Here is an 18,557-nt window from a genome sequence, read left to right as displayed (position 1 = left end):
GGACCAGAACTGATATGTACAACTGGTGACATCTGCGGTCGATCACGAAAGACCGCTATCTGGAATTCGATCAGGTCCGATTGGTGAACGTGATCCGGTGCCTACGGCCCCGGTGAATCGCCGTCCCTACGGGCCGTCGAATTCACGAACTGGTTGATATGACGTGTCATGACGAAAAAGACCCCGGTCTTCTCCGCCCGTTTCCTTCATCGATGGGCCGCGACCAGACCTAATCCGATTTGTGGTGCATCAACGGGTGCGCTTGCACTCATCGCCTTGGCCTTCGGCCTTGTGCTGGTTGATGTCATCTAAACCAGTGATTCGTCGCTGATCACGGACCAGTGACCTGATTGGTGGCTGATCTGATCCGGCGCACGAAATCCGATCAGGTGCGGTTGCCGCGAAGATCAGGCGATGGGGGAAGGTATTACGAGAAGGCTGCGGATGTGGTGCAGCCGTGTGCAACAGGCGGACCAACTTAATGCACCGGTGAAATCCGGTAGGTCAAAATTCAGATCGAATTATATCACAAATGTCAAGCCCTTGTCCATCTGTACGTCATGCAGCTTCACGCTAGCCTATGTGTCAGCCACGCGATGCCTTCATAGGTCAGATATGCCGTCGTAACTACGCCCAAGACAAGAAAGCAGATCACAGTACGCTGAAACCACGTGGGATACCTTCGCTGCAACAGCACCGGAATTTGCGTCGCGAAACCTTGATCGCTTTTGATACCGGTATTGATTTGGGCCGCTGTTAGCGGTGGGAAATACAGGTACGAGATCAGGACCTGTTCGTTTCGCACTATCGAAGGGATCACAATATCTGTGCTTCCACCGGGTGTCCTATCCACATGATGCTGTACGGGCGGGAAAACGTGGAAGTCGGGCAACGCGGCGTGCTGAACGCGAACGTTTGTCGCTGGAACTCGGCCTACGTTTCGTATCACAACTTCATGCGTAAAGACCCGTAACCCCTGAGCGTTAGGTGGGTTCATTTGGTGAGTACTGACGTGACCGAAGTAACTTATCAGCTTCGGTCGGCTTTCAAACCACCGATTGATGAACACGCCCGCCACCAACGCAATAACGGGCGCGGTAATAGTCGCCACTACATTCCAATCGATTCCCACGATGATGTGATCCCTGAGTTGTTGTTCTGTGACTTTATAGCTTACTCGCGACGCTGAGGACACCCACGCCATAGGACGACCGCCATCGGGATGGTTCGGGACGGGTGTACCTGATGGAAACCAGCTTTTTGATGGTTCGATAAATGGCTTGACTGGACTCGTAACGAACCGGTAATATGCGAACCATCCTAAAAAGACCAGTCGGGGTGATACATGTTCGTTCGTGCGTACCTTCGTGCTTCAACCAAAGAACAAGATGCCCGCCGTGCCAAGAATGACCTGATCGAGTTCGCGAAGGAACATGGACTTCATATTGCGGCGTTCTATGTCGAAAATGAATCCGGCGCATCGCTTCAACGCCCGGAACTGTTTCGGCTGCTTTCCGATTGCCACGAAGGCGACATCTTGCTGATCGAACAGGTGGATCGTCTCTCACGATTGAACGCCGATGATTGGGCCAAGCTGAAAGCCGAATTGCAATCACGCCGGGTCCGAGTTGTCGCGTTGGATTTGCCGACATCGTGGATGATGACAACCACCAAGGATGACATCACGTCCCGGATGATGGATGCGCTGAACGCGATGATGCTGGATATGCTTGCCGCAATCGCCCGCAAGGACTACGAAGACCGGCGTCGCCGACAGCAGCAAGGGATCGAGAAACTGAAAGCAGTCGGTGGCTACCGTGGGCGGAAGCCGAACGATCAGCGGAACGCGGCGATCATGCAGATGCTTCGGCGCGGGGATAGCTGGAACACCATCATCTCGGCGACCGATTGTTCACGATCTACGTTGTCCCGGTTGTCTCGGCAAATTAAAGAAGAATCGACCGGCTTGACTGGCATAGGACCGGATGGCGTACCGTGCGCACTGATTGACTGGGATCGTCGTAAGTCGCGCGGCGCATGATCGACGGCTATCTCATAACCCGGCTTCGGCTATCAACTCGGCCAGCGTTATGTCGAGTGCGTTCGCCAGTCTTTTGAGCGTCAACGTGGCGGCATTGTTGGTGCCGCGTTCAACACGACCGACATAGCTTCGATCAACGTCAGCGAGCAACGCCAACTGCTCTTGCGATAGTTCTTTGGCTTCGCGGTGGCGGCGAATCGCTTCACCGAGTGCGATTAAGGACGGGTCCTTGCTTTGACGGGTGCTAATTGGCATGCCGTCATCGTGTGGGGTAACATCGCCCAGTTCGACGGACCATGGTCCCCTTTGCGTCAGGACCTAGAAATTACGGGGAATTCACAATGAAAAAATGCCTTTTCTGCGCGGAAGAGATTCAGGATTCCGCAAGCCGGTGTAAGCACTGCGGTGGCGACATCGCCGCTGCCGAAGCGGCGGCCAAAGAAGCGAAGTTCGAACAATCGTACAGCAGCGGGTTTGGGAAGTTCTGGGCTGTGGTCGGTGCAGCAATCTTTGGGTTGCTTGCCTTCGGCGCGTACACCGAACGGCTATACATGGACATCGCGATCTGCGCCGCCTTCGCGCTCGTCTTCCTGTTCTTGGCCCCGAAGGCATGGAACCTAGGGTTTCTCGCTCGCAATGCGGGCCAACCCGACATCATCATTGCCAGCAGCGCGGGTGAATTGGCGAAGCAACGCTTCTTCTACGAATACGGTGCGCGAGTCTTCTTGACTGGTGGGCTGTTCGTTGTCCTTCTGGCCGTCCTATATTTCGTCGTGCCGCTCGACCGTATAGTCTTCGGACCGGGGACTCAGGTCGCCGCGTCGTCGGAAGTGAAGCCGTCGTCAACGAGTGGCGCAGCAGACGCACAAGCAGCAGCTAGTTCGGCGTCCACTGATGAAGCAGCAAAGGCCGTCGCAGATGGTCAGTCGGCGGGTAGTGATGTAGCGACTTCGGCGGCCCCGGTACAGGCGTCGTCCGACAATGCAACGCAAACGGCGCAGCAACCGATGGAACCAGAGAAGGCAGTCAACGCATCTCCCGCATTAGCGGCACCGACAGCCAGTGCAGTACAGCAGTCGGCATTGATGACGACCCCGACACAGGATGCAAATGGCACGACGGACGTTCATGCCAGCTTTGACTGCGTTAAGGCGTCTTCGCCCATAGAACATCTGATCTGTTCGACGCCGCAAACCGCTGACGCAGACCTACGCCTTGCGTCGGCGTACTCAGCCGCCCGTGCCAAGTCGAGCGACCCGACCGCCCTGAAAGCCGATGAGCGGAATTGGATGAAGAGCGAGCGTGACGCTTGTTCCGACTCGGCGTGTCTTCTGAAAGTAACCGAAGCCCGGATTCAGAAGCTCGCGGCCATGTAGCGGTAGCGAATTCATCATCAGATGCCGATCTTTGGCATCAGCGAAAGACCGCCTGACGGTGAAAGCCTGACGGCGGTTTTTCTCTTTGGTGGGCGTGATGCACGCAGGTCCAGTACAGTGTCGTCTCTGCGGGAGATCAGATGAACAATAAAGACGGGTATCTCGGGTTGCACCTATGTGCGGACGCGCGAATCGGCGGGCTTATTGGCTTGCTGGTTGGAGACGCACTCGGTGTGCCGTTCGAATTCAAGACGCCAAACCTGCTTCCGCCGCGTGACCAGATCGAGATGACGCCGCCAACGGGATTCCGGCGCTCTCACGCGGGAGTGCCTGTCGGCACATGGTCCGATGACGGGGCACAAGCACTGTGCCTGTTCGCCAGCCTTCTTGAACGTGGTTGCTTCTCGCTCACAGATTTCGCGGACAGGCTGGTGAGGTGGCTTGACGACGGGTATCTCGCGGTCGATGGCGATGTGTTTGACTGCGGAATCCAGACTGCCAAAGCATTGAGTAAGCTACGCGGCGGCGCGTCAGCACAGAACTCGGGCGGCGCGTCGGAGTGGGAAAACGGCAACGGGTCTTTGATGAGAGTGCTACCGCTTGCCCTATGGCACACCGGTCCTGATGACGCATTGGTCCGTGACGCCCATCTTCAATCGTTGCCGACGCATGCGCATCCGCGTTCGCTAGTCGCATGTGCGTTCTACTGCCTCACGGCACGCGGGTACTTGCAGAAGCTGGCCGATCCTTGGACATCGGCAGATCAGCGTCTCGAAGAGATTTACCGCGCATGGCCCGACCAGCGCGAGCGGAACGGGTTTCTCATCGAACTGGACGTTCTCAGAGACTTCAAGAAGACGGATCAGCCGCGTGGCACCGGCTACGTGCTCGATACGATCTGGTCAGTGCAGAAGGCACTGGAAGAATCGTCGTTCGAAAAGGTTGCGCGAACCGCGATCCTCTTCGGGAACGACACGGATACGACATGCGCGGTCGCGGCAGGTTTGGCTGGTGTGCGTTTCGGCATGAGCGAAATTCCGGTACGATGGCTGGCGCAGTTGAAGGGCTTCGAGATAGCCGAACCGCTGATTGCGCGAATCTCGGCGATCCGATAGGCATCGAGTCCGACGGACGGCTTTACGCTGCTTGAATATTGCTATATAGGAATGTTCAGCGCTGTGCCGGAGCGAGTCCACTGTCGCACAGCGCAGGATTCCAACAATGCCGTCGCACCACCGCTGATGAAACGGAGCGCCAACACTGGTTCCAGATAACCGACACGGCAACGTCTTCTTTGCAGCGTAGGGTACTGAGTCGCTCGAAGGCTAAAAAAATGATCGCCGCGGAAGCATTACATCTTCTAGGCATCTTCGCCGTTGAATTCAACAGCGGCGAAACGTCACAAACTGATAAAGATGCCAAAAATCTCTGCATCGACGAATGCTTTCAAGGGTCGAGATAACTTTACTTCGAGGTGACATCTGTGACGGCGTCGATGACCTTTTCTGCGCCATTTGCCCCAGCCTTCGCGAGGATTGCGGCTCCTGCGATGAGAGTTAGTCCCACTGCGCAGACCGTCTCCACGGGAACATCTTTCGCCTTTTCAAGGGCGGTACCCAGAGCATCCCCGACATTATCGAATATCGACACAGCAAACCCCGCACGTTAAGTTGGTTATAAATTGATGCCACTGCGGTTCAGGTTAGCACAGAGTTCGGCTTTGGAAAACTTGCGACCGTCATTCAAAAAAAATTTGAAAGTGGCCGGAAAAGTGAAGGCAATGCGAAAGTCACGGTCCACTTAATGGTGGCCGGCCTTTCTCTTGACGTGGACCGGAAGTTCGTCCCGATCGCGACCTACCCTCCCCTTCATGTCCATCGTCAACAGGTTCGCGTCGCTGCTGGAATTCGTTGTAGAGACATACAACGACGACGGGGTGATCGACCTCGGTGCGCCGACAACGGTGCCCGCCGTGGCCGACGCTGGATTAGCCAGTGGTGAATTGCTGCACTGACAGCCCATGACCTGAATCGAAACCGCCAATCCGACGGCGGTTTTTGTATTATTGGGGCTTCGAAATCAAGAGATGTACGTCGTGCGAGTCAACGGACGTCACTCGACAAACTACGGGGAAAAGCATGACCAGAATGTGGATGGTTCGATCCGATGGCGGAAGTCTCTACGAAGAATTTCGCGAACGGGGTATCGCAGCTATCGGGTGGACGAATCTCGCTCCGGATGTCAAGGTGGGCATGTCGCGGAAAGAACTAATCGACCTGTACCTTTCCAAAGAGCCGGGAATCAAAGAAAAGACAGCGATTGCAGGTGCGTCTCAGGTATGGCGCTTCATGAATGAAATCGAAGTGGGCGACTTCGTTGTCACGTATTCGCCCGCGAACCGCACCTATCTGATCGGCAAGGTAACGGGTGGATGCGAATACAGACCTGAACTGATGGACGCAGAGATGCCGCTGGCACGAGCCGTTAAGTGGCAAGAGAAAGAAATCGGAAGGGATAGTCTGAGTGAAGCCACCAAGATTGCCCTTGGTCCGACGATGACGGTCTTCGTCGTATCCGAATTTGCGATGCACGAACTACTCGGCGAAGCGACCGGACAACCTGCTGTGCCCGCACCGGAAGTGCTTGAAGAGCAGGTAGTAGCTGATCCGCTCGAAGGTCTCGAAAACCGTGCAGTCGAACGTATCAAGGACGTGGTGAACGGACTTGATTGGGACGAGATGCAGGAACTTGTTGCCGGGATTCTTCGAGCGATGGGTTACAGGACCCAAGTTTCACCGGCTGGCAGTGATCGTGGCAAGGACATCATCGCATCACCCGATGGGTTCGGGTTCGAGCATCCACGGATCATCGTCGAAGTGAAGCACCGGAAAGGCCAGATGGGGACCAAGGAAATTCGCAGCTTCCTTGGTGGTCGCCATCCTGACGACCGTGGGTTGTACGTTAGTACGGGTGGATTCAGCAAGGAAGCATATTACGAAGCGGATCGGGCTTCGGTGCCGCTTACTCTCTGGACATCCGAACATGTCGTCCGTGCGCTGATGGATCACTACGAGAAGACGGACGCGGAGACGAAGCGGCTGGTCCCGTTGAAGCGCACATACTTTCCAGCTTGAGTTTCGGTTCGGCGTTCAAGTCGATGGAGAACTGATGAAGCGTCTTTTCGAGATTGGCTTCGCTCCTGTGGGCCGCTGGCGGCTTCGGGATGGCTGTTTACATCTCGAACTTACGGACAAGGTGCATCATGCGAACGTCCTGTACGCTTTTATCAGCGGCGAAGATGTTTTGTATGTTGGGAAGACGACCAAGACGTTGCGCGGTCGTCTTGCTTCGTACCTGAAACCCAGCGAGTCGCAGCGTACCAATACCCGAAACAATGGGGCGATCCGAGACTTCCTGTCCGCTGGTCGAGAAGTCGATATTTTGGCTCTTCCAGACCTTGGCTTGCATCGTTACGGCGGCTTCAAGATCAACTTCGCTGCGGCACTCGAAGACAGCATCATTCAAACTCTGACACCGCCGTGGAACGGGACGCGTAGCAAGGGCACCAAAGATGATGATGAAGATTTGGATCAGTCCGAGATCGACGCTGCCGCTGCTGCATTGGACATAGATACAGCGCCGTCCGCGCCGTCGTTCCGGTTTGTCTTACAGACGACGTACTACAAGACAGGGTTCTTCAACGTATCGGTCGAAAATCAAAATCTCTTCGGACCGCAAGGTTCCAGTATCGACATCTACTGTGGCCCTGAGAAGGCACTGGTGCAAGGCCGATTCGACCGGACGACCAACTCCAACGGTACACCGCGCGTCTATGGGTACGTGCCGCTTCGGGATTGGTTTCAGGCGAACTTCGAGCCAATGCAGTCTGTGACCGTGAGAATTGTTGGTCCGGCATCAATCGAATTGAAGAAAGAATCTTAACGCTGCGCCGACAAGTTTCCTGAGCGTCGGACGGTGGTGACGGCGGGTGGTTTCGGCTGCTACCCGGTCTTGTACGCTCTGGCTCGTTTGGGCTTCATGTCGGTCAGAGCAGTGTCGCAGAATATCCGTGTCCGAGACGTGATGCGGAGACAGGCTATGGCAAGCAGGAAGCATCCACACCGCCGACGCGAACTGCTGAGTCGATACGGGCGAATCACAAGTTGGGACGCGAGTGTAACGGAGCGCGTGGATCGACCACGCGGTTATCCTCCCGCGCGCGAAAGTCGGGCATCGATTCTGTTGGAAGGCGAGTTTACCGAACCGGTGCGCGATGTGACCCGGTTCTTGATCCAAGTCGCCCCGACGAATAAGCCGGATATTGGCAATGCCGATGTGCCTAACATTGGCGCATTCATCTCGAACAAACCGGAGTTACAGGGCGTGGTTGACATGACGGAGAGTCGTTTTCAGGAACTGTTCACGCTCGCCGCGTCCGGTCGTTTGGAATGGTGCCACGTCGCGTTCACGGTTCCGTTTCGGCGGTCCGCGTTGATCGTCAGTATTGATTTCACGACACGCCCGCCCGATGAAGAAGGGTAAGGGTTGAGCGGACTGATCGATCCACCGCGCAGGCGGGCGATGGACCGATAACCCGTGCTGTTCCTGCTACGGTCAGCCGAGCTTCATTGCCAATTCGCCAGCGTCAATCGATACGTACCGTTGAAGCATGTTAGCGGTTGTGTGACCGGATATGGCGCGAAGTTCCAGAATCGAAAGGCCCTGCTTTGCCAGTCTGGTCAGCGCGTCGTGTCGAAGATCGTGGAAGGTGAAGTTGGCGATACCGGCCCGCGCAACCGCTCGTTCGTATGCCTGCTTTACTGTTTCCATAGACACAGGGAAGACACGACCATCAAGGCTGCGCGGTAGTGCTTCCAGCATCGCGACGCATGACCCGGACAACGGAATCCTTCGCGGTTGTCCGGCCTTTGTCACCTGTAGGATCGCTGTGCGTCGTGCCAAGTCAACGTCGTCCCATGTCACCGCAAGAATTTCGCCGCGTCGTGCAGCGGTTTCGAGCGCGAAAATGACGACGGGCTTGATCCACGGGTTGTGGCACTGACCACAAGCCGAGAGAAGGGCGGCCCTTTCTGCTGTCGTCAACACGCGGTCGCGGGCTTTGCCGGATCGTGGCTTCCTAATTAGGCTAACGGGGTTGCTTGGAAGCCGGAACCCCCATTCGCGCATTGCAATGCTGAAAATATGCCCAAGCAGTTGAAGTTCTCGCAGTGCCGTGCCGGAAGAAACTTCGTTCAGGCGGGCGTCACGCCAAGACGCGACCATCTGTGGCGTTATTGCCGAAAGGGTGTGCTTCGCGAGACCGACTTTCTTGAAGCTTTCAATTCTGTAGGCCTCGGCGCGACTTCCGCGTTTTCCGATACTTACTTCGGTGGCGTACCGGTCAAGGAGTTGTGTCAACGTGGTTTCACGTTCCTTGAAATCATCAACAAATAGTCCCGTGTCGATAAGGCGTTCCTGCTCTCGGGACCACCGTTCAGCATCTTTTTTGAGGTCGAAAGTCTTCGTTAGGACTGGGTGGCCTTTTCGCTTCACGATTGCCTGCCAGCGGTCATTGCGTTGTCGAATCGTTGCCATCACTACTCCAAGGGTGACAGCAGGGTGACAAACCGGTGTTGCGACGAACGGTGCAGGGGATAACTTGCTGATTTTCTTGATGAAGGGCGGTAGCTCAGCTGGGAGAGCGTCGCGTTCGCAATGCGAAGGTCGGGAGTTCGATCCTCCTCCGCGCCCCTCCCCCCCCGGGGAACTGTTTCCCCCAACCCCATTCCTACTCAACGTAAACCCTCACCCCCACCCCAGCGCCCGCCAGGCCCTGGCTTGCAAAACCGCAAGCCGCCGGAGAGCGCCAACCGAGCGCCAACATGTCCCCACAGCGTCCTCGCTCAATCGAAGTGGATTTTTTCCGTGGGATCGTGCTGATCGTGATCGTGCTGGATCACATCCCGGGAAGCGTGTTGCAGCATCTGATGCTGCATGCGTATGCGTTATGCGACTCCGCTGAAGTATTCGTCTGTCTGGGCGGCTACGCGTCGGCGGCGGCCTACGGCGCAGTGCTGAGCAAACGGGGCGAAAGGGCCGCCCACAACCGCTTCTACAAGCGCTGCTGGGAAATTTACCGGGCGTACCTGCTGACGGCGCTCCTCACGTTGCTGTCAGGCGCTATCCTGCAGCGCCTGCATCTGAATCAGCCGATGGTGAGTCTCACGGGCTGGCCCATGTTCTCGTCCGCTCCTGTCAAAGAAGCACTCGAAATCGCGACGCTAAGAAACCAGCCCTATCTGTCCAGCGTCCTGCCGATGTACGTCCTCTTCGCAATCACCGTCCCATTCGTCGTCCCGTTCGCGCGAAAATCCCCACTGAGCGCGCTGAGCCTGAGCATCGCCGTCTGGCTGGCCGCCGTCCCGTTAGCCAGACTCTTCGCGATCGACGACGTCAGCGACTGGGCTTTCAACCCCTTCGCCTGGCAACTGATGTTCGTCATCGGTATTCTGTGCCGTGAGCGCCCGGTGCCGGAGCATGTCCAGCAATCCAGAGCCGGCGGCTGCTTGACCCGACTCGCCATTGCAGCCGTGCTAGCCTTCGCCGTAGTCAAGCTGTTCATCCTGACCCAACCGCTGCCCGGCCACCTGAAACAGAACCTGTCGATCGAACGCGTGATCAATTTCCTCGCCATCGCCTGGCTTGCCGCCCGGCTCGTCAGCAACGGCTTCATCGCGAACCTCGCGCGCAAGGCGCCCGCCGTCGTCAAGGTCGGCCAGACGGGGCTGGTTTGCTTCGTCGGCGGCACGCTGATCTCGCTGATCGTCGACACGGCGACGCCCCACGGCCTGAGCGGCCTGAGCCACGGTCTCGCGGCGCTGGCGGGTGATTGTGTCGCGATCATCGCCGTACTGCTGCTCGCGCGGTTCTGGAACGAATGGAAAGGACCGACGCAGCCGCGCGCAGCCGTCAGCGGAGCCGACTGCCGATGAGACGCCGTATCGCAGGGCCGCGCGCGGCGCCGCGGCTCGCACGCGCTGCGCTGCATTGCGCCGCGGCAGGCGCCATCGGCGTGGCAACGACCACCACCACGGCCGCCCCCACGGCCACCCCCACGGCCGTTCCCAGCCCCGGCCAGACTCCGGCCGAATCTCAAGCCCAAAGCCAGAAGAAACCGCCGTTCGCCACGCGCTGCACGGATCTGGGCGGCCTTTGGCTCGACGCCGAAGTCATCGCGCTGCCCACGTACGGCGCGCACGTCGAAACCGCGACGCTGATCTCCGCGCAAACCCCCGGCAACGGCGCGGGCGAGTTCTGCCGGATCACGGGCGTCATCCGCGCGCTCAAGGGCACCACGCCCGACATCCGCTTCGACCTGAACCTGCCTCGCCGCTGGAACGGCCGCGCGCTGCAGGTGGGCGGCGGCGGCTATAACGGCACCGTCGTGACGGGCATCGGCGTCATGCCGTTCTCGCCGGTTCGTGCGCCGCTCGCGCAGGGCTACGTGACATTCGGCGACGACTCGGGCCACGTCGGCAATGCGGCGCTCGCGGTGTTCGGTCTGGTCGACGAAGCCGTGGTGAATTTCGGCTACGCGCATCTGAAGAAAACGCACGATGCGGCGCTCGCGCTGATCGTGCGCATGTACGGCCATCCGCCCGACCGGATGTATTTCGCGGGTGGCTCGACGGGCGGTCGCGAGGGCTACACGGTAATGCAGCGCTTTCCAGACGACTACGACGGTGTCATCGCCGATTCCCCCGCGCTGAATTTTTCGGGTGTCCGGCTGATCGGCGTGCGCATCGGTCAGGCGGAGTACGCGGCGCCCGGCGGCTTCGTCCCGCCGGCGCTGCTCGAGCGCGTCTATCAAAAGACACTCGAAGTCTGCGACAAGCTCGACGGCGCGGCGGACGGCATCGTCAGCGACGTCGCGCAATGTCGGCAGCGCGAAAGCGAAATCGTCGATGCGCTGCGCTGTCATCGCGGCACCTCCTACGCGCACGAAGGCGGTTGCCTGACGGACACGCAACTCGCCACGCTGCTCGTGCTACGCGACGGTCTCAGGCTGCCGTACAAGCTCGCGTACGACGTCGGCGGCTATGCTGGCTACAACGTCTTTCAGGGCACGCGCCTGAACGGCATGCTCGGACTCGGCCACGACGCCGCGCGTCAGGCATCGCCGACCTTCAACGGCAACGGCTATCTGTACGCGCAAGGCGACGGCTATATCCGCTATTTCGTCGCGCAGGACGCCACGTTCAATTCGATGAACTTCGACGTGCTGCATCCCGGCAAGTATCAGAAGCAACTGGTCGCGCTGTCGCAGACGATCGGCGCGATGAATCCGGACCTGAACCGCTTCATCGCAAGGGGCGGCAAGCTGATCACGCTGCAAGGTCTCGCCGACGAAGTCATCAGCCCCAACCAGACGATCGCGTATTACGACCGTCTGGTCGATCGCTACGGCGAAGCGCGCGTGAATGCGTTCATGCGTCTCTACATGGTGCCCGGCTTTCAGCACGGCGGCGGCGTGTTCATCCCGTCCGTCGATCTGCTCGGCGCGCTGGACGGCTGGGTGACACGCGGCGTCTCGCCCGAAACGCTGCTCGCCACCGACATCTCGCCTTCCACCAACGGCCGCTCGCGACCGCTGTGCCGCTATCCGATGTTTCCGCGCTACCTCGGCAGAGGCAATCTCAACGAAGCGAACAACTTCGTCTGCAGCGAGCCCTGAGCGCCGCTCTTGCGCGCAACGCATCCCGATGAACCGCGATGCAGACGTCACGCTGCAAGCGTCGCTCGCCTGTCGCGCAACGCACATTTGCGCCGACCTTTTTCTGCGCAATCGCGCCTCGCCCCTGTAGTATTTTGTCGATCGTGCGGCAAGTTGTTCGTAATTGTCATTATCGGCACGCTTTCCGGTAATGCTTTCGCGCATCAAGTGCGCACGAACAGTTTGCACGCAAACAATTCAGCAAAATTTACCTGGACTGTTCTCGGAGACCTTATGAACGCATCGAAAAGCTCGGCCCTCGTGGAGGTGCTGACGCGTCATCGCGACACCCTGCTCACGGACTGGTTGAATCAGCATCTATCGATCGCGTTGCGTCGCGGGTTGACCACGGAAGCGGAAATGAGCGACCAGTTCCGCAACTTCCTGAACATCTTCTCCGACACGCTCGCGAAGTCGGACACGCTCGACGCGAGCCGTCCCGAATGGGAGCCCGTGCGCGCGTTTCTCTCCGACATATCCGCGCACCGCGCGCGCCAGGGTTTCACGCCCGTTGAAACGGCAACCTTCGTGTTCTCGCTGAAACAGCCGCTCTATGCACGGCTGCGCGACGAATTCAGCACACAGCCGCAAGAGCTTGCCGACGTGAGCTGGACGGTGAATCTGCTGCTCGACGCGCTCGGCCTCTATACGACGGAAGTGTTCCAGCGCAGCCGCGAGGCGATCATCGCGCGCCAGCAGGAAGAACTGCTGGAACTGTCGACGCCCGTCGTGCAGTTGTGGGAAGGCATTCTCGCGCTGCCGCTGATCGGCACGCTCGATTCGGCGCGCACGCAGGTCGTGATGGAAAGCCTGCTGGAGAAGATCGTCGAGACGGGCGCGGCGATCTCGATCATCGACATCACGGGCGTTCCCACCGTCGACACGCTCGTCGCACAACATCTGCTGAAAACGGTCGCGGCCGCGCGTCTGATGGGCGCGGACTGCATCATCAGCGGCATTCGTCCGCAGATTGCGCAGACCATCGTGCATCTCGGCGTCGACCTCACCAACGTGATCACGAAGTCGACGTTGGCCGATGCGTTCGTCGTCGCGCTGCAAAAGAGCGGGTCGAGCATTGCGGCGCCCGCCGCCTGAGGTGCCGAATGGACCGCATTCCAATCCTGCGCTTGGGCGACTGCCTGATCGTCGCGATCCAGGTCGATATGCACGACCGTCTCGCCATCGCGCTTCAGGACGATCTGACCGAGCGCATCGTGAAAGACAAGGCGAAGGGCGTGCTGATCGACATTTCCGCGCTCGATATCGTCGATTCGTTCATCGGCCGCATGATCAGCAACACGGCCGCGATGGCGACGGTGCTCGACGCGCAGACGGTCGTGGTCGGCATGCAGCCGTCCGTGGCGATCACGCTGGTCGAGCTCGGACTGACGCTGACGGGCGTGCGCACGGCGCTCAACGTCGAACGAGGCATGGCGCTGCTCAAGCAGCGACAGCGCTGACGAACCGGGGCGCTCACACATGAACTCATTCGGCGTGGTGGTGACATCGACTGTCGAAGTCGGTCTGCGCTCGGATCAGGAGATCGTCAGGCTTCGCCAGATCGTGCGCGACGCAGCAATCGCGCAAGGCTTCTCGCTCGTCGACCAGACGAAGTTCGTCACGGCCGCGAGCGAACTGGCACGCAACACGCTTTTGTACGGCGGAGGCGGCGACGCGTCGCTGAGCGTGCTTCTCAACGGCACGCGCAAGGGGCTCAGGCTGACGTTCGTCGACCACGGCGCGGGCATTGCTGATATCGAACGCGCGTTGCAGGACGGCTACACGAGCGGCTCGGGGTTGGGACTCGGGCTCGGCGGCGCGCGGCGTTTGTGCGACGAATTTGAAATCCAGTCGGAACCAGGAAAAGGCACGACGGTGTCGATCACCAAATGGAAACTTCGCTGAGCGGTTTGCGCGGCATGCATGCGTCATTCGAAATCGCCGACGCAAGCAGCGTCGCGTTTGCGCGGCGCGGCGCGGGCGACGCCGCGCAAAAAGGCGCATTGAACGAAACGGATCTCGGCCGCGTCGCGCTGATCGTGACGGAGGCGGCGACCAACATCCTCAAGCACGCGCAGCACGGCGAACTGCTGGTGCGCACGCTGCCCGCCGACGCGGGCGGCATGCTCGCCGACGGCGTCGAGATCATCGCGATCGACAAAGGCCCCGGCATGCAGGACGTGCGGCTCGCGTTTCTCGACGGACGTTCGACGGCGGGCTCGCCGGGCACGGGGCTCGGCGCGATGCAGCGCCTCTCGGACGAGCTGTCGGTGTATTCGCAGCCGCGTCTGGGCACCGTGGTGCGCGCCGTCGTACGCGGCCGCGGCGGTAACGAGCGCGCGCCCGCGCGGGCGGGACAGGCGGCGGCCACGGACATCGGCGGCATATGCGTGCCGTATCCGGGCGAATCCGTGAGCGGCGACGCGTGGGGCATCGAAGCGGATCAGAACGGGCTGACGGTGACGGTCGCCGACGGCCTCGGCCACGGCCCCGACGCGCATGTCGCCGCCGCCAGTGCCGTCGATGTCGTGCGGCGGCGCGCGGGCCGTTCGCCCGCCGTGCTGATGGAGCTCGCGCACGCTGCGCTGCGGCCGACGCGCGGCGCCGCCGTGGCGATTGCCCGGCTCGATCTGACGCGCTCGCAACTGATGTTCGCGGGCACGGGAAATATCGCGGCGTCGGTGTTCAACGTCGGCAAGCCGGCGCTCGTCACGGGCGGCACGGCGGCCGCCGCGAGCGCAAGCAGCGCGGCCGACAGCGGGCGCAGCAGCTGGCAGCTGGTCTCGCGCAACGGCATCGTCGGTCACGCGATGCGCGATTCGCAGGAATTCGAAGTGACGTGGGCGCGCGACGCGATGCTGATCCTGCACTCCGACGGCATCGGCACGCGCTGGAATCTGGCTGCGTATCCGGGCTTGCATCTGCAGCCCTCGGTGGTGATCGCGGCTGTGCTGTATCGCGACTTCGCGCGCCGCCGCGACGACGCGACGGTAGTCGTCGTCAAGTCCGGGCGGTGAACGGGCGGCAGAACGGCCGACAAAAACGGGCGGAATACGACGCTAGCAGGCTGGACATGGGCGCCTCCGCGTGACTTCGGCGATGCCGTCGCAGGGGATCAGCGTAAACACTAAAGCGCCTGCTCCGATCGACAGCTATTGCATGGGACGAGAGTACATTTAGGCATGACGACGACCCCTATATTGCGCATCCGGCTCGAGGCCGAGCAAGACGTCGTGGCGGCGCGCCGCAAGGCCCGCTCGATTGCGGCGGGACTCGGCTTTTCGTCCCTCGACCAGACGCGCATCGCGAGCGCAGTCTCGGAGATCGCACGCAATGCGTTCGAATACGCGCACGGCGGCGAAGTGACATTCGCATTCGACGGCGAGTCGAGACCGCAGGCGCTGCTGATCGACATACGCGATAACGGGCCGGGCATCCGCGACCTCGAATCGGTGCTCGACGGCACGTACCGCTCTGCCACGGGCATGGGCTGCGGCATTTCCGGCAGCCGGCGGCTGATGGACCGCTGCGATATCGTGTCGTCGGCGGAGCGCGGCACGTCCGTGTCGATGACGCGCTATCTGCCAAACGACCGGCCGGAGATGCCGCTCACGGGTATCGACGTGATCATGCGCAGCCTCGGCCAGCAACACGCGCCGGGCACCGACGCGAAGCCCGCGGGCGCCGCCGCGCAAGGCTCGTTCTCCGAACTGCACGAGCAGAATCGCGAACTGCTGACGACGCTGACGGAACTGCGCGACCGTCAGGACGAACTCACGCGCCTCACGCACGAACTCGAGGCGACCAATCGCGGCGTGGTCGCGCTGTATGCTGAACTCGACGAACGCGCCGACGAACTGCGCCGCGCGGACACGATGAAGTCGCGCTTCCTGTCGAACATGAGCCATGAGTTGCGCACACCGCTCAGCTCCATCCGCGCGCTCGCGAATCTGCTGCTGAATCGCCTCGACGGCGATCTTTCGAGCGAGCAGGAACGCCAGGTGCTACTGATTCGCAAATCGGCCGAAGATCTATCCGAAATCGTCAACGACCTGCTCGATCTGGCCAAGATCGAGGCGGGGCGTACCGAGGTGAGCCCGGTCTGGTTCAAGGCCACGGGGCTGTTCGCGGCGCTGCGCGCGATGTTGGCGCCGCTTTTGACCGACCCGGCGGTGAAGCTGATTTTCGAGGACGCACAAGGTTTGCCACCCATCTTCACCGACGAAGCCAAGCTCACGCAGATACTGCGTAATTTTGTCTCCAACGCGCTCAAATTTACCGAGCGCGGGGAGATTCGCGTCGGCGCGCGCATGGAGCCGGACGGCGAGCACGTGACGTTCTTCGTGGCCGATACGGGCATCGGCATCGCGGAGGAGCACCAGCAAGTGATCTTCGAGGAGTTCGGCCAGGTGCAGAACCATCTGCAGCAGCGGGTCAAGGGGACGGGGCTCGGCTTGCCGCTGTGCCGCAAGCTCGCTGCGCTGCTCGGAGGCTATACGGGCGTGGACAGCAAGCCGGGCGTCGGCTCGAGGTTCTACGCGACGCTGCCGCTCCAGGCCGAAGCGTTCGTGCCGTCCAGCGCGGGCGAAACGAACGGTCCGTCCATCGCGCACGGAGGCGTCTCATGACGGTTGCCGCGCCGCTGATACTGAATGTCGACGACAACGACGGCGCGCGCTACGCGAAAACGCGCGTGCTTGTGCATGCCGGTTTCGAGGTGATCGAGGCGGCGACGGGGCAGGGCGCGCTCGATCAGGTGCGCGCGCACAAGCCCGCGCTGGTGCTGCTCGATGTGAAGCTGCCCGACATCAGCGGCATCGAGGTTTGCTCGATGCTCAAGCGTGATCCGCTGACGCGTCCGACGATGATCCTGCAGACCTCGGCGGCCGCGGTGCAATCGTTCGACAAGGTTCGCGCGCTCGACGGCGGCGCGGACAGCTATCTGACCGAGCCTATCGAGCCGTCGGAACTCGTCGCGAATGTGCGCGCGCTGCTGCGGCTGCATCGCGCGGAAGAAGCGTTGCGCGACGCCGACCGCCGCAAGGACCAGTTTCTCGCGACGCTCGCGCACGAGTTGCGCAATCCCCTTGCGCCGATCCGCAACGCCGTCGAGCTGATGGACCCGCGCTACCACGCGAACGAGGAAGCCGTGCGCGACGCGCGCATGATCGCGCGCCGCCAGGTCGAGCATTTGAGCCGGCTGGTCGACGATCTGCTCGACGTATCGCGCATCACGCACGGCAAGATCGCGTTGCAGATCGAATGCGTCGATGTCGCGGCCGCCGTCGCGACGGCCGTCGAGGCGAACCAGCCGTCCATCACCAAGAAGCAGCACACGCTGCGCGTGAACGTGCCCCGCGAGCCCAGCGCAATTCGCGGCGACGCCATTCGCGTCGCGCAGGTGATCAGCAATCTTCTGTCGAATGCATCGAAATACACGCCGGAGGGCGGCGTGATCGAACTCGATGTCGGCGAAGGCGATGGCCGCGTGACGGTCCGCGTGCGCGACAACGGCATCGGCATCCCGCCCAACGAACTCGCCGACGTGTTCAATCTGTTCATGCAGTCTGAAGATTCCCTCGCGCGCTCCGAAGGCGGGCTCGGCATCGGACTGTCGCTTGCGAAGACGCTGAGCGAATTGCACGGCGGCACGATCGAGGCGTTTTCGGCCGGGCTCGGCATGGGCTCCGAATTCGTCGTGACGCTGCCGATGGCGGTGCGGGAAAGCCCCGCGCAGAAAAGCCCGGCGGCGGCGGGCGCAGCGCAACCCGGCACGGACGCAGCCGGCGCCGTCGCGCGCGATGAAGCAGCGCGGTCGCCCGACGCGCCACTCGCCGACGACGCGCACCGCGCCTCGCCTGCGGGAGGTTCGGGCGCGAGGCGTCGCGTGATGGTGGTCGACGACAGCGTCGACGGCGCGGAGTCGATGTCGATTCTGCTTGAAATGCTCGGCCACGACGTGCGCGTGATGTACGACGGCGCGGCGGCGATTGCGACGGCGAGCGAGTTCAGGCCGGACGTGGTGCTGCTCGACATCGGCTTGCCGGGCATCGACGGTTATCAGGTCGCACGCGCGTTGCGCGCCGAGCCGGCGACGTCGGGCGCATTGCTGATCGCGCTGACGGGTTACGGACAGGAAAGCGACCGGCAGCGCACCCGCGACGCGGGCTTCGACCATCATCTGGTGAAACCGGCTTCCCTCGACGACATCGAGCGCGTGATCGCGGCGGACGGCGCGGGCGGCGTGCCGCGCAATCCCGGCGCGCCGGTGCGGTCGGACGTGACGGAATGAGCGGAGGGCGAGTTGCCAGCGGCGCGTGGAATCGGCATGTTGAACAGACGGCAGGCGCCACCGGAGAACAGCGCG

Annotated in this window: 17 protein-coding genes and 1 tRNA gene; 16 read left to right on the top strand and 2 right to left on the bottom strand. The window is 61.0% G+C overall.

What is annotated here, in order from left to right:
* The first annotated feature begins 1,345 nt into the window (after nt 1-1,345).
* Nucleotides 1,346-2,041: a recombinase family protein gene (locus H3V53_RS08410; protein ID WP_336597569.1), complete on the top strand. Its 696-nt coding sequence runs from the start codon at nt 1,346-1,348 to the stop codon at nt 2,039-2,041.
* Between the two features lie 12 nt (nt 2,042-2,053).
* Here H3V53_RS08410 and H3V53_RS08405 read toward each other — a convergent pair whose 3' ends face one another.
* Entirely contained in the window at nt 2,054-2,296 is a 243-nt protein-coding gene (locus tag H3V53_RS08405) for a helix-turn-helix domain-containing protein (protein ID WP_076926612.1), read from the bottom strand.
* A gap of 86 nt (nt 2,297-2,382) precedes the next feature.
* Between H3V53_RS08405 and H3V53_RS08400 the strand changes: the two genes are divergently transcribed.
* From H3V53_RS08400 to H3V53_RS08375, 6 genes are all read left to right on the top strand, one after another.
* Complete coding sequence (locus H3V53_RS08400; protein ID WP_336597568.1) at nt 2,383-3,417, top strand: lysozyme inhibitor LprI family protein; 1,035 nt, start codon at nt 2,383-2,385, stop codon at nt 3,415-3,417.
* Nucleotides 3,418-3,557: 140 nt separating this feature from the next.
* Nucleotides 3,558-4,532 (top strand): ADP-ribosylglycohydrolase family protein, encoded by a 975-nt coding sequence (locus H3V53_RS08395; RefSeq protein WP_336597567.1) that lies wholly within the window; start codon nt 3,558-3,560, stop codon nt 4,530-4,532.
* Between the two features lie 755 nt (nt 4,533-5,287).
* Nucleotides 5,288-5,431 (top strand): hypothetical protein, encoded by a 144-nt coding sequence (locus H3V53_RS08390; RefSeq protein WP_336597566.1) that lies wholly within the window; start codon nt 5,288-5,290, stop codon nt 5,429-5,431.
* A gap of 124 nt (nt 5,432-5,555) precedes the next feature.
* Nucleotides 5,556-6,551 carry a restriction endonuclease gene (locus tag H3V53_RS08385; RefSeq protein WP_336597565.1) on the top strand — a complete coding sequence of 332 codons (996 nt, stop codon included), beginning with the start codon at nt 5,556-5,558 and terminating at the stop codon, nt 6,549-6,551.
* A gap of 34 nt (nt 6,552-6,585) precedes the next feature.
* Complete coding sequence (locus H3V53_RS08380) at nt 6,586-7,359, top strand: GIY-YIG nuclease family protein (RefSeq protein WP_336597564.1); 774 nt, start codon at nt 6,586-6,588, stop codon at nt 7,357-7,359.
* 246 nt (nt 7,360-7,605) lie between these two features.
* A complete protein-coding gene (locus H3V53_RS08375) occupies nt 7,606-7,959 on the top strand; it encodes a hypothetical protein (RefSeq protein WP_336597563.1) in 354 nt (117 codons plus the stop codon).
* Nucleotides 7,960-8,031: 72 nt separating this feature from the next.
* Here the strand turns inward: H3V53_RS08375 and H3V53_RS08370 are convergent, their stop codons facing one another.
* On the bottom strand, nt 8,032-9,012 hold the full coding sequence (locus H3V53_RS08370) for a site-specific integrase (protein ID WP_336597562.1): 981 nt from the start codon (nt 9,010-9,012) through the stop codon (nt 8,032-8,034).
* A gap of 84 nt (nt 9,013-9,096) precedes the next feature.
* Here H3V53_RS08370 and H3V53_RS08365 point away from each other — a divergent pair.
* From H3V53_RS08365 to H3V53_RS08325, 9 genes are all read left to right on the top strand, one after another.
* A tRNA-Ala gene (locus H3V53_RS08365) sits at nt 9,097-9,168 on the top strand.
* 131 nt (nt 9,169-9,299) lie between these two features.
* Nucleotides 9,300-10,409 carry an OpgC domain-containing protein gene (locus H3V53_RS08360; RefSeq protein ID WP_336597561.1) on the top strand — a complete coding sequence of 370 codons (1,110 nt, stop codon included), beginning with the start codon at nt 9,300-9,302 and terminating at the stop codon, nt 10,407-10,409.
* The gene (locus tag H3V53_RS08355; protein ID WP_336597560.1) at nt 10,406-12,151 is read left to right on the top strand and encodes a tannase/feruloyl esterase family alpha/beta hydrolase; all 1,746 of its coding nucleotides are present in this window, start codon (nt 10,406-10,408) and stop codon (nt 12,149-12,151) included. Before H3V53_RS08360 ends, H3V53_RS08355 begins: the two co-directional genes overlap by 4 nt.
* A gap of 273 nt (nt 12,152-12,424) precedes the next feature.
* The gene (locus H3V53_RS08350) at nt 12,425-13,285 is read left to right on the top strand and encodes an STAS domain-containing protein (protein WP_336597559.1); all 861 of its coding nucleotides are present in this window, start codon (nt 12,425-12,427) and stop codon (nt 13,283-13,285) included.
* A gap of 8 nt (nt 13,286-13,293) precedes the next feature.
* The gene (locus tag H3V53_RS08345; protein ID WP_054917767.1) at nt 13,294-13,650 is read left to right on the top strand and encodes an STAS domain-containing protein; all 357 of its coding nucleotides are present in this window, start codon (nt 13,294-13,296) and stop codon (nt 13,648-13,650) included.
* A gap of 19 nt (nt 13,651-13,669) precedes the next feature.
* Nucleotides 13,670-14,095 (top strand): anti-sigma regulatory factor, encoded by a 426-nt coding sequence (locus H3V53_RS08340; protein ID WP_336597558.1) that lies wholly within the window; start codon nt 13,670-13,672, stop codon nt 14,093-14,095.
* On the top strand, nt 14,080-15,207 hold the full coding sequence (locus tag H3V53_RS08335; RefSeq protein WP_336597557.1) for an ATP-binding protein: 1,128 nt from the start codon (nt 14,080-14,082) through the stop codon (nt 15,205-15,207). The genes H3V53_RS08340 and H3V53_RS08335 overlap by 16 nt, the downstream gene beginning before the upstream one ends.
* Nucleotides 15,208-15,372: 165 nt before the next feature.
* On the top strand, nt 15,373-16,818 hold the full coding sequence (locus H3V53_RS08330; RefSeq protein ID WP_336597556.1) for an ATP-binding protein: 1,446 nt from the start codon (nt 15,373-15,375) through the stop codon (nt 16,816-16,818).
* Nucleotides 16,815-18,482 (top strand): ATP-binding response regulator, encoded by a 1,668-nt coding sequence (locus H3V53_RS08325; protein WP_336597555.1) that lies wholly within the window; start codon nt 16,815-16,817, stop codon nt 18,480-18,482. The genes H3V53_RS08330 and H3V53_RS08325 overlap by 4 nt, the downstream gene beginning before the upstream one ends.
* Nucleotides 18,483-18,557: the final 75 nt, after the last annotated feature.

The sequence above is a fragment of the Paraburkholderia bengalensis genome, assembly GCF_037126505.1.
Taxonomy (GTDB): domain Bacteria; phylum Pseudomonadota; class Gammaproteobacteria; order Burkholderiales; family Burkholderiaceae; genus Paraburkholderia; species Paraburkholderia bengalensis.
Note: the sequence above shows the minus strand (reverse complement) of the source record. Positions and strands in the feature narration are given on the sequence as shown.

Coding starts and splice junctions, on each gene's coding strand:
- H3V53_RS08410 (WP_336597569.1), top strand. CDS start 1,346: ATGTTCGTTCGTGCGTACCTTCGTGCTTCAACCAAAGAACAAGATGCC.
- H3V53_RS08405 (WP_076926612.1), bottom strand. CDS start 2,296: ATGCCAATTAGCACCCGTCAAAGCAAGGACCCGTCCTTAATCGCACTC.
- H3V53_RS08400 (WP_336597568.1), top strand. CDS start 2,383: ATGAAAAAATGCCTTTTCTGCGCGGAAGAGATTCAGGATTCCGCAAGC.
- H3V53_RS08395 (WP_336597567.1), top strand. CDS start 3,558: ATGAACAATAAAGACGGGTATCTCGGGTTGCACCTATGTGCGGACGCG.
- H3V53_RS08390 (WP_336597566.1), top strand. CDS start 5,288: ATGTCCATCGTCAACAGGTTCGCGTCGCTGCTGGAATTCGTTGTAGAG.
- H3V53_RS08385 (WP_336597565.1), top strand. CDS start 5,556: ATGACCAGAATGTGGATGGTTCGATCCGATGGCGGAAGTCTCTACGAA.
- H3V53_RS08380 (WP_336597564.1), top strand. CDS start 6,586: ATGAAGCGTCTTTTCGAGATTGGCTTCGCTCCTGTGGGCCGCTGGCGG.
- H3V53_RS08370 (WP_336597562.1), bottom strand. CDS start 9,012: ATGGCAACGATTCGACAACGCAATGACCGCTGGCAGGCAATCGTGAAG.
- H3V53_RS08360 (WP_336597561.1), top strand. CDS start 9,300: ATGTCCCCACAGCGTCCTCGCTCAATCGAAGTGGATTTTTTCCGTGGG.
- H3V53_RS08355 (WP_336597560.1), top strand. CDS start 10,406: ATGAGACGCCGTATCGCAGGGCCGCGCGCGGCGCCGCGGCTCGCACGC.
- H3V53_RS08350 (WP_336597559.1), top strand. CDS start 12,425: ATGAACGCATCGAAAAGCTCGGCCCTCGTGGAGGTGCTGACGCGTCAT.
- H3V53_RS08345 (WP_054917767.1), top strand. CDS start 13,294: ATGGACCGCATTCCAATCCTGCGCTTGGGCGACTGCCTGATCGTCGCG.
- H3V53_RS08340 (WP_336597558.1), top strand. CDS start 13,670: ATGAACTCATTCGGCGTGGTGGTGACATCGACTGTCGAAGTCGGTCTG.
- H3V53_RS08335 (WP_336597557.1), top strand. CDS start 14,080: ATGGAAACTTCGCTGAGCGGTTTGCGCGGCATGCATGCGTCATTCGAA.
- H3V53_RS08330 (WP_336597556.1), top strand. CDS start 15,373: ATGACGACGACCCCTATATTGCGCATCCGGCTCGAGGCCGAGCAAGAC.
- H3V53_RS08325 (WP_336597555.1), top strand. CDS start 16,815: ATGACGGTTGCCGCGCCGCTGATACTGAATGTCGACGACAACGACGGC.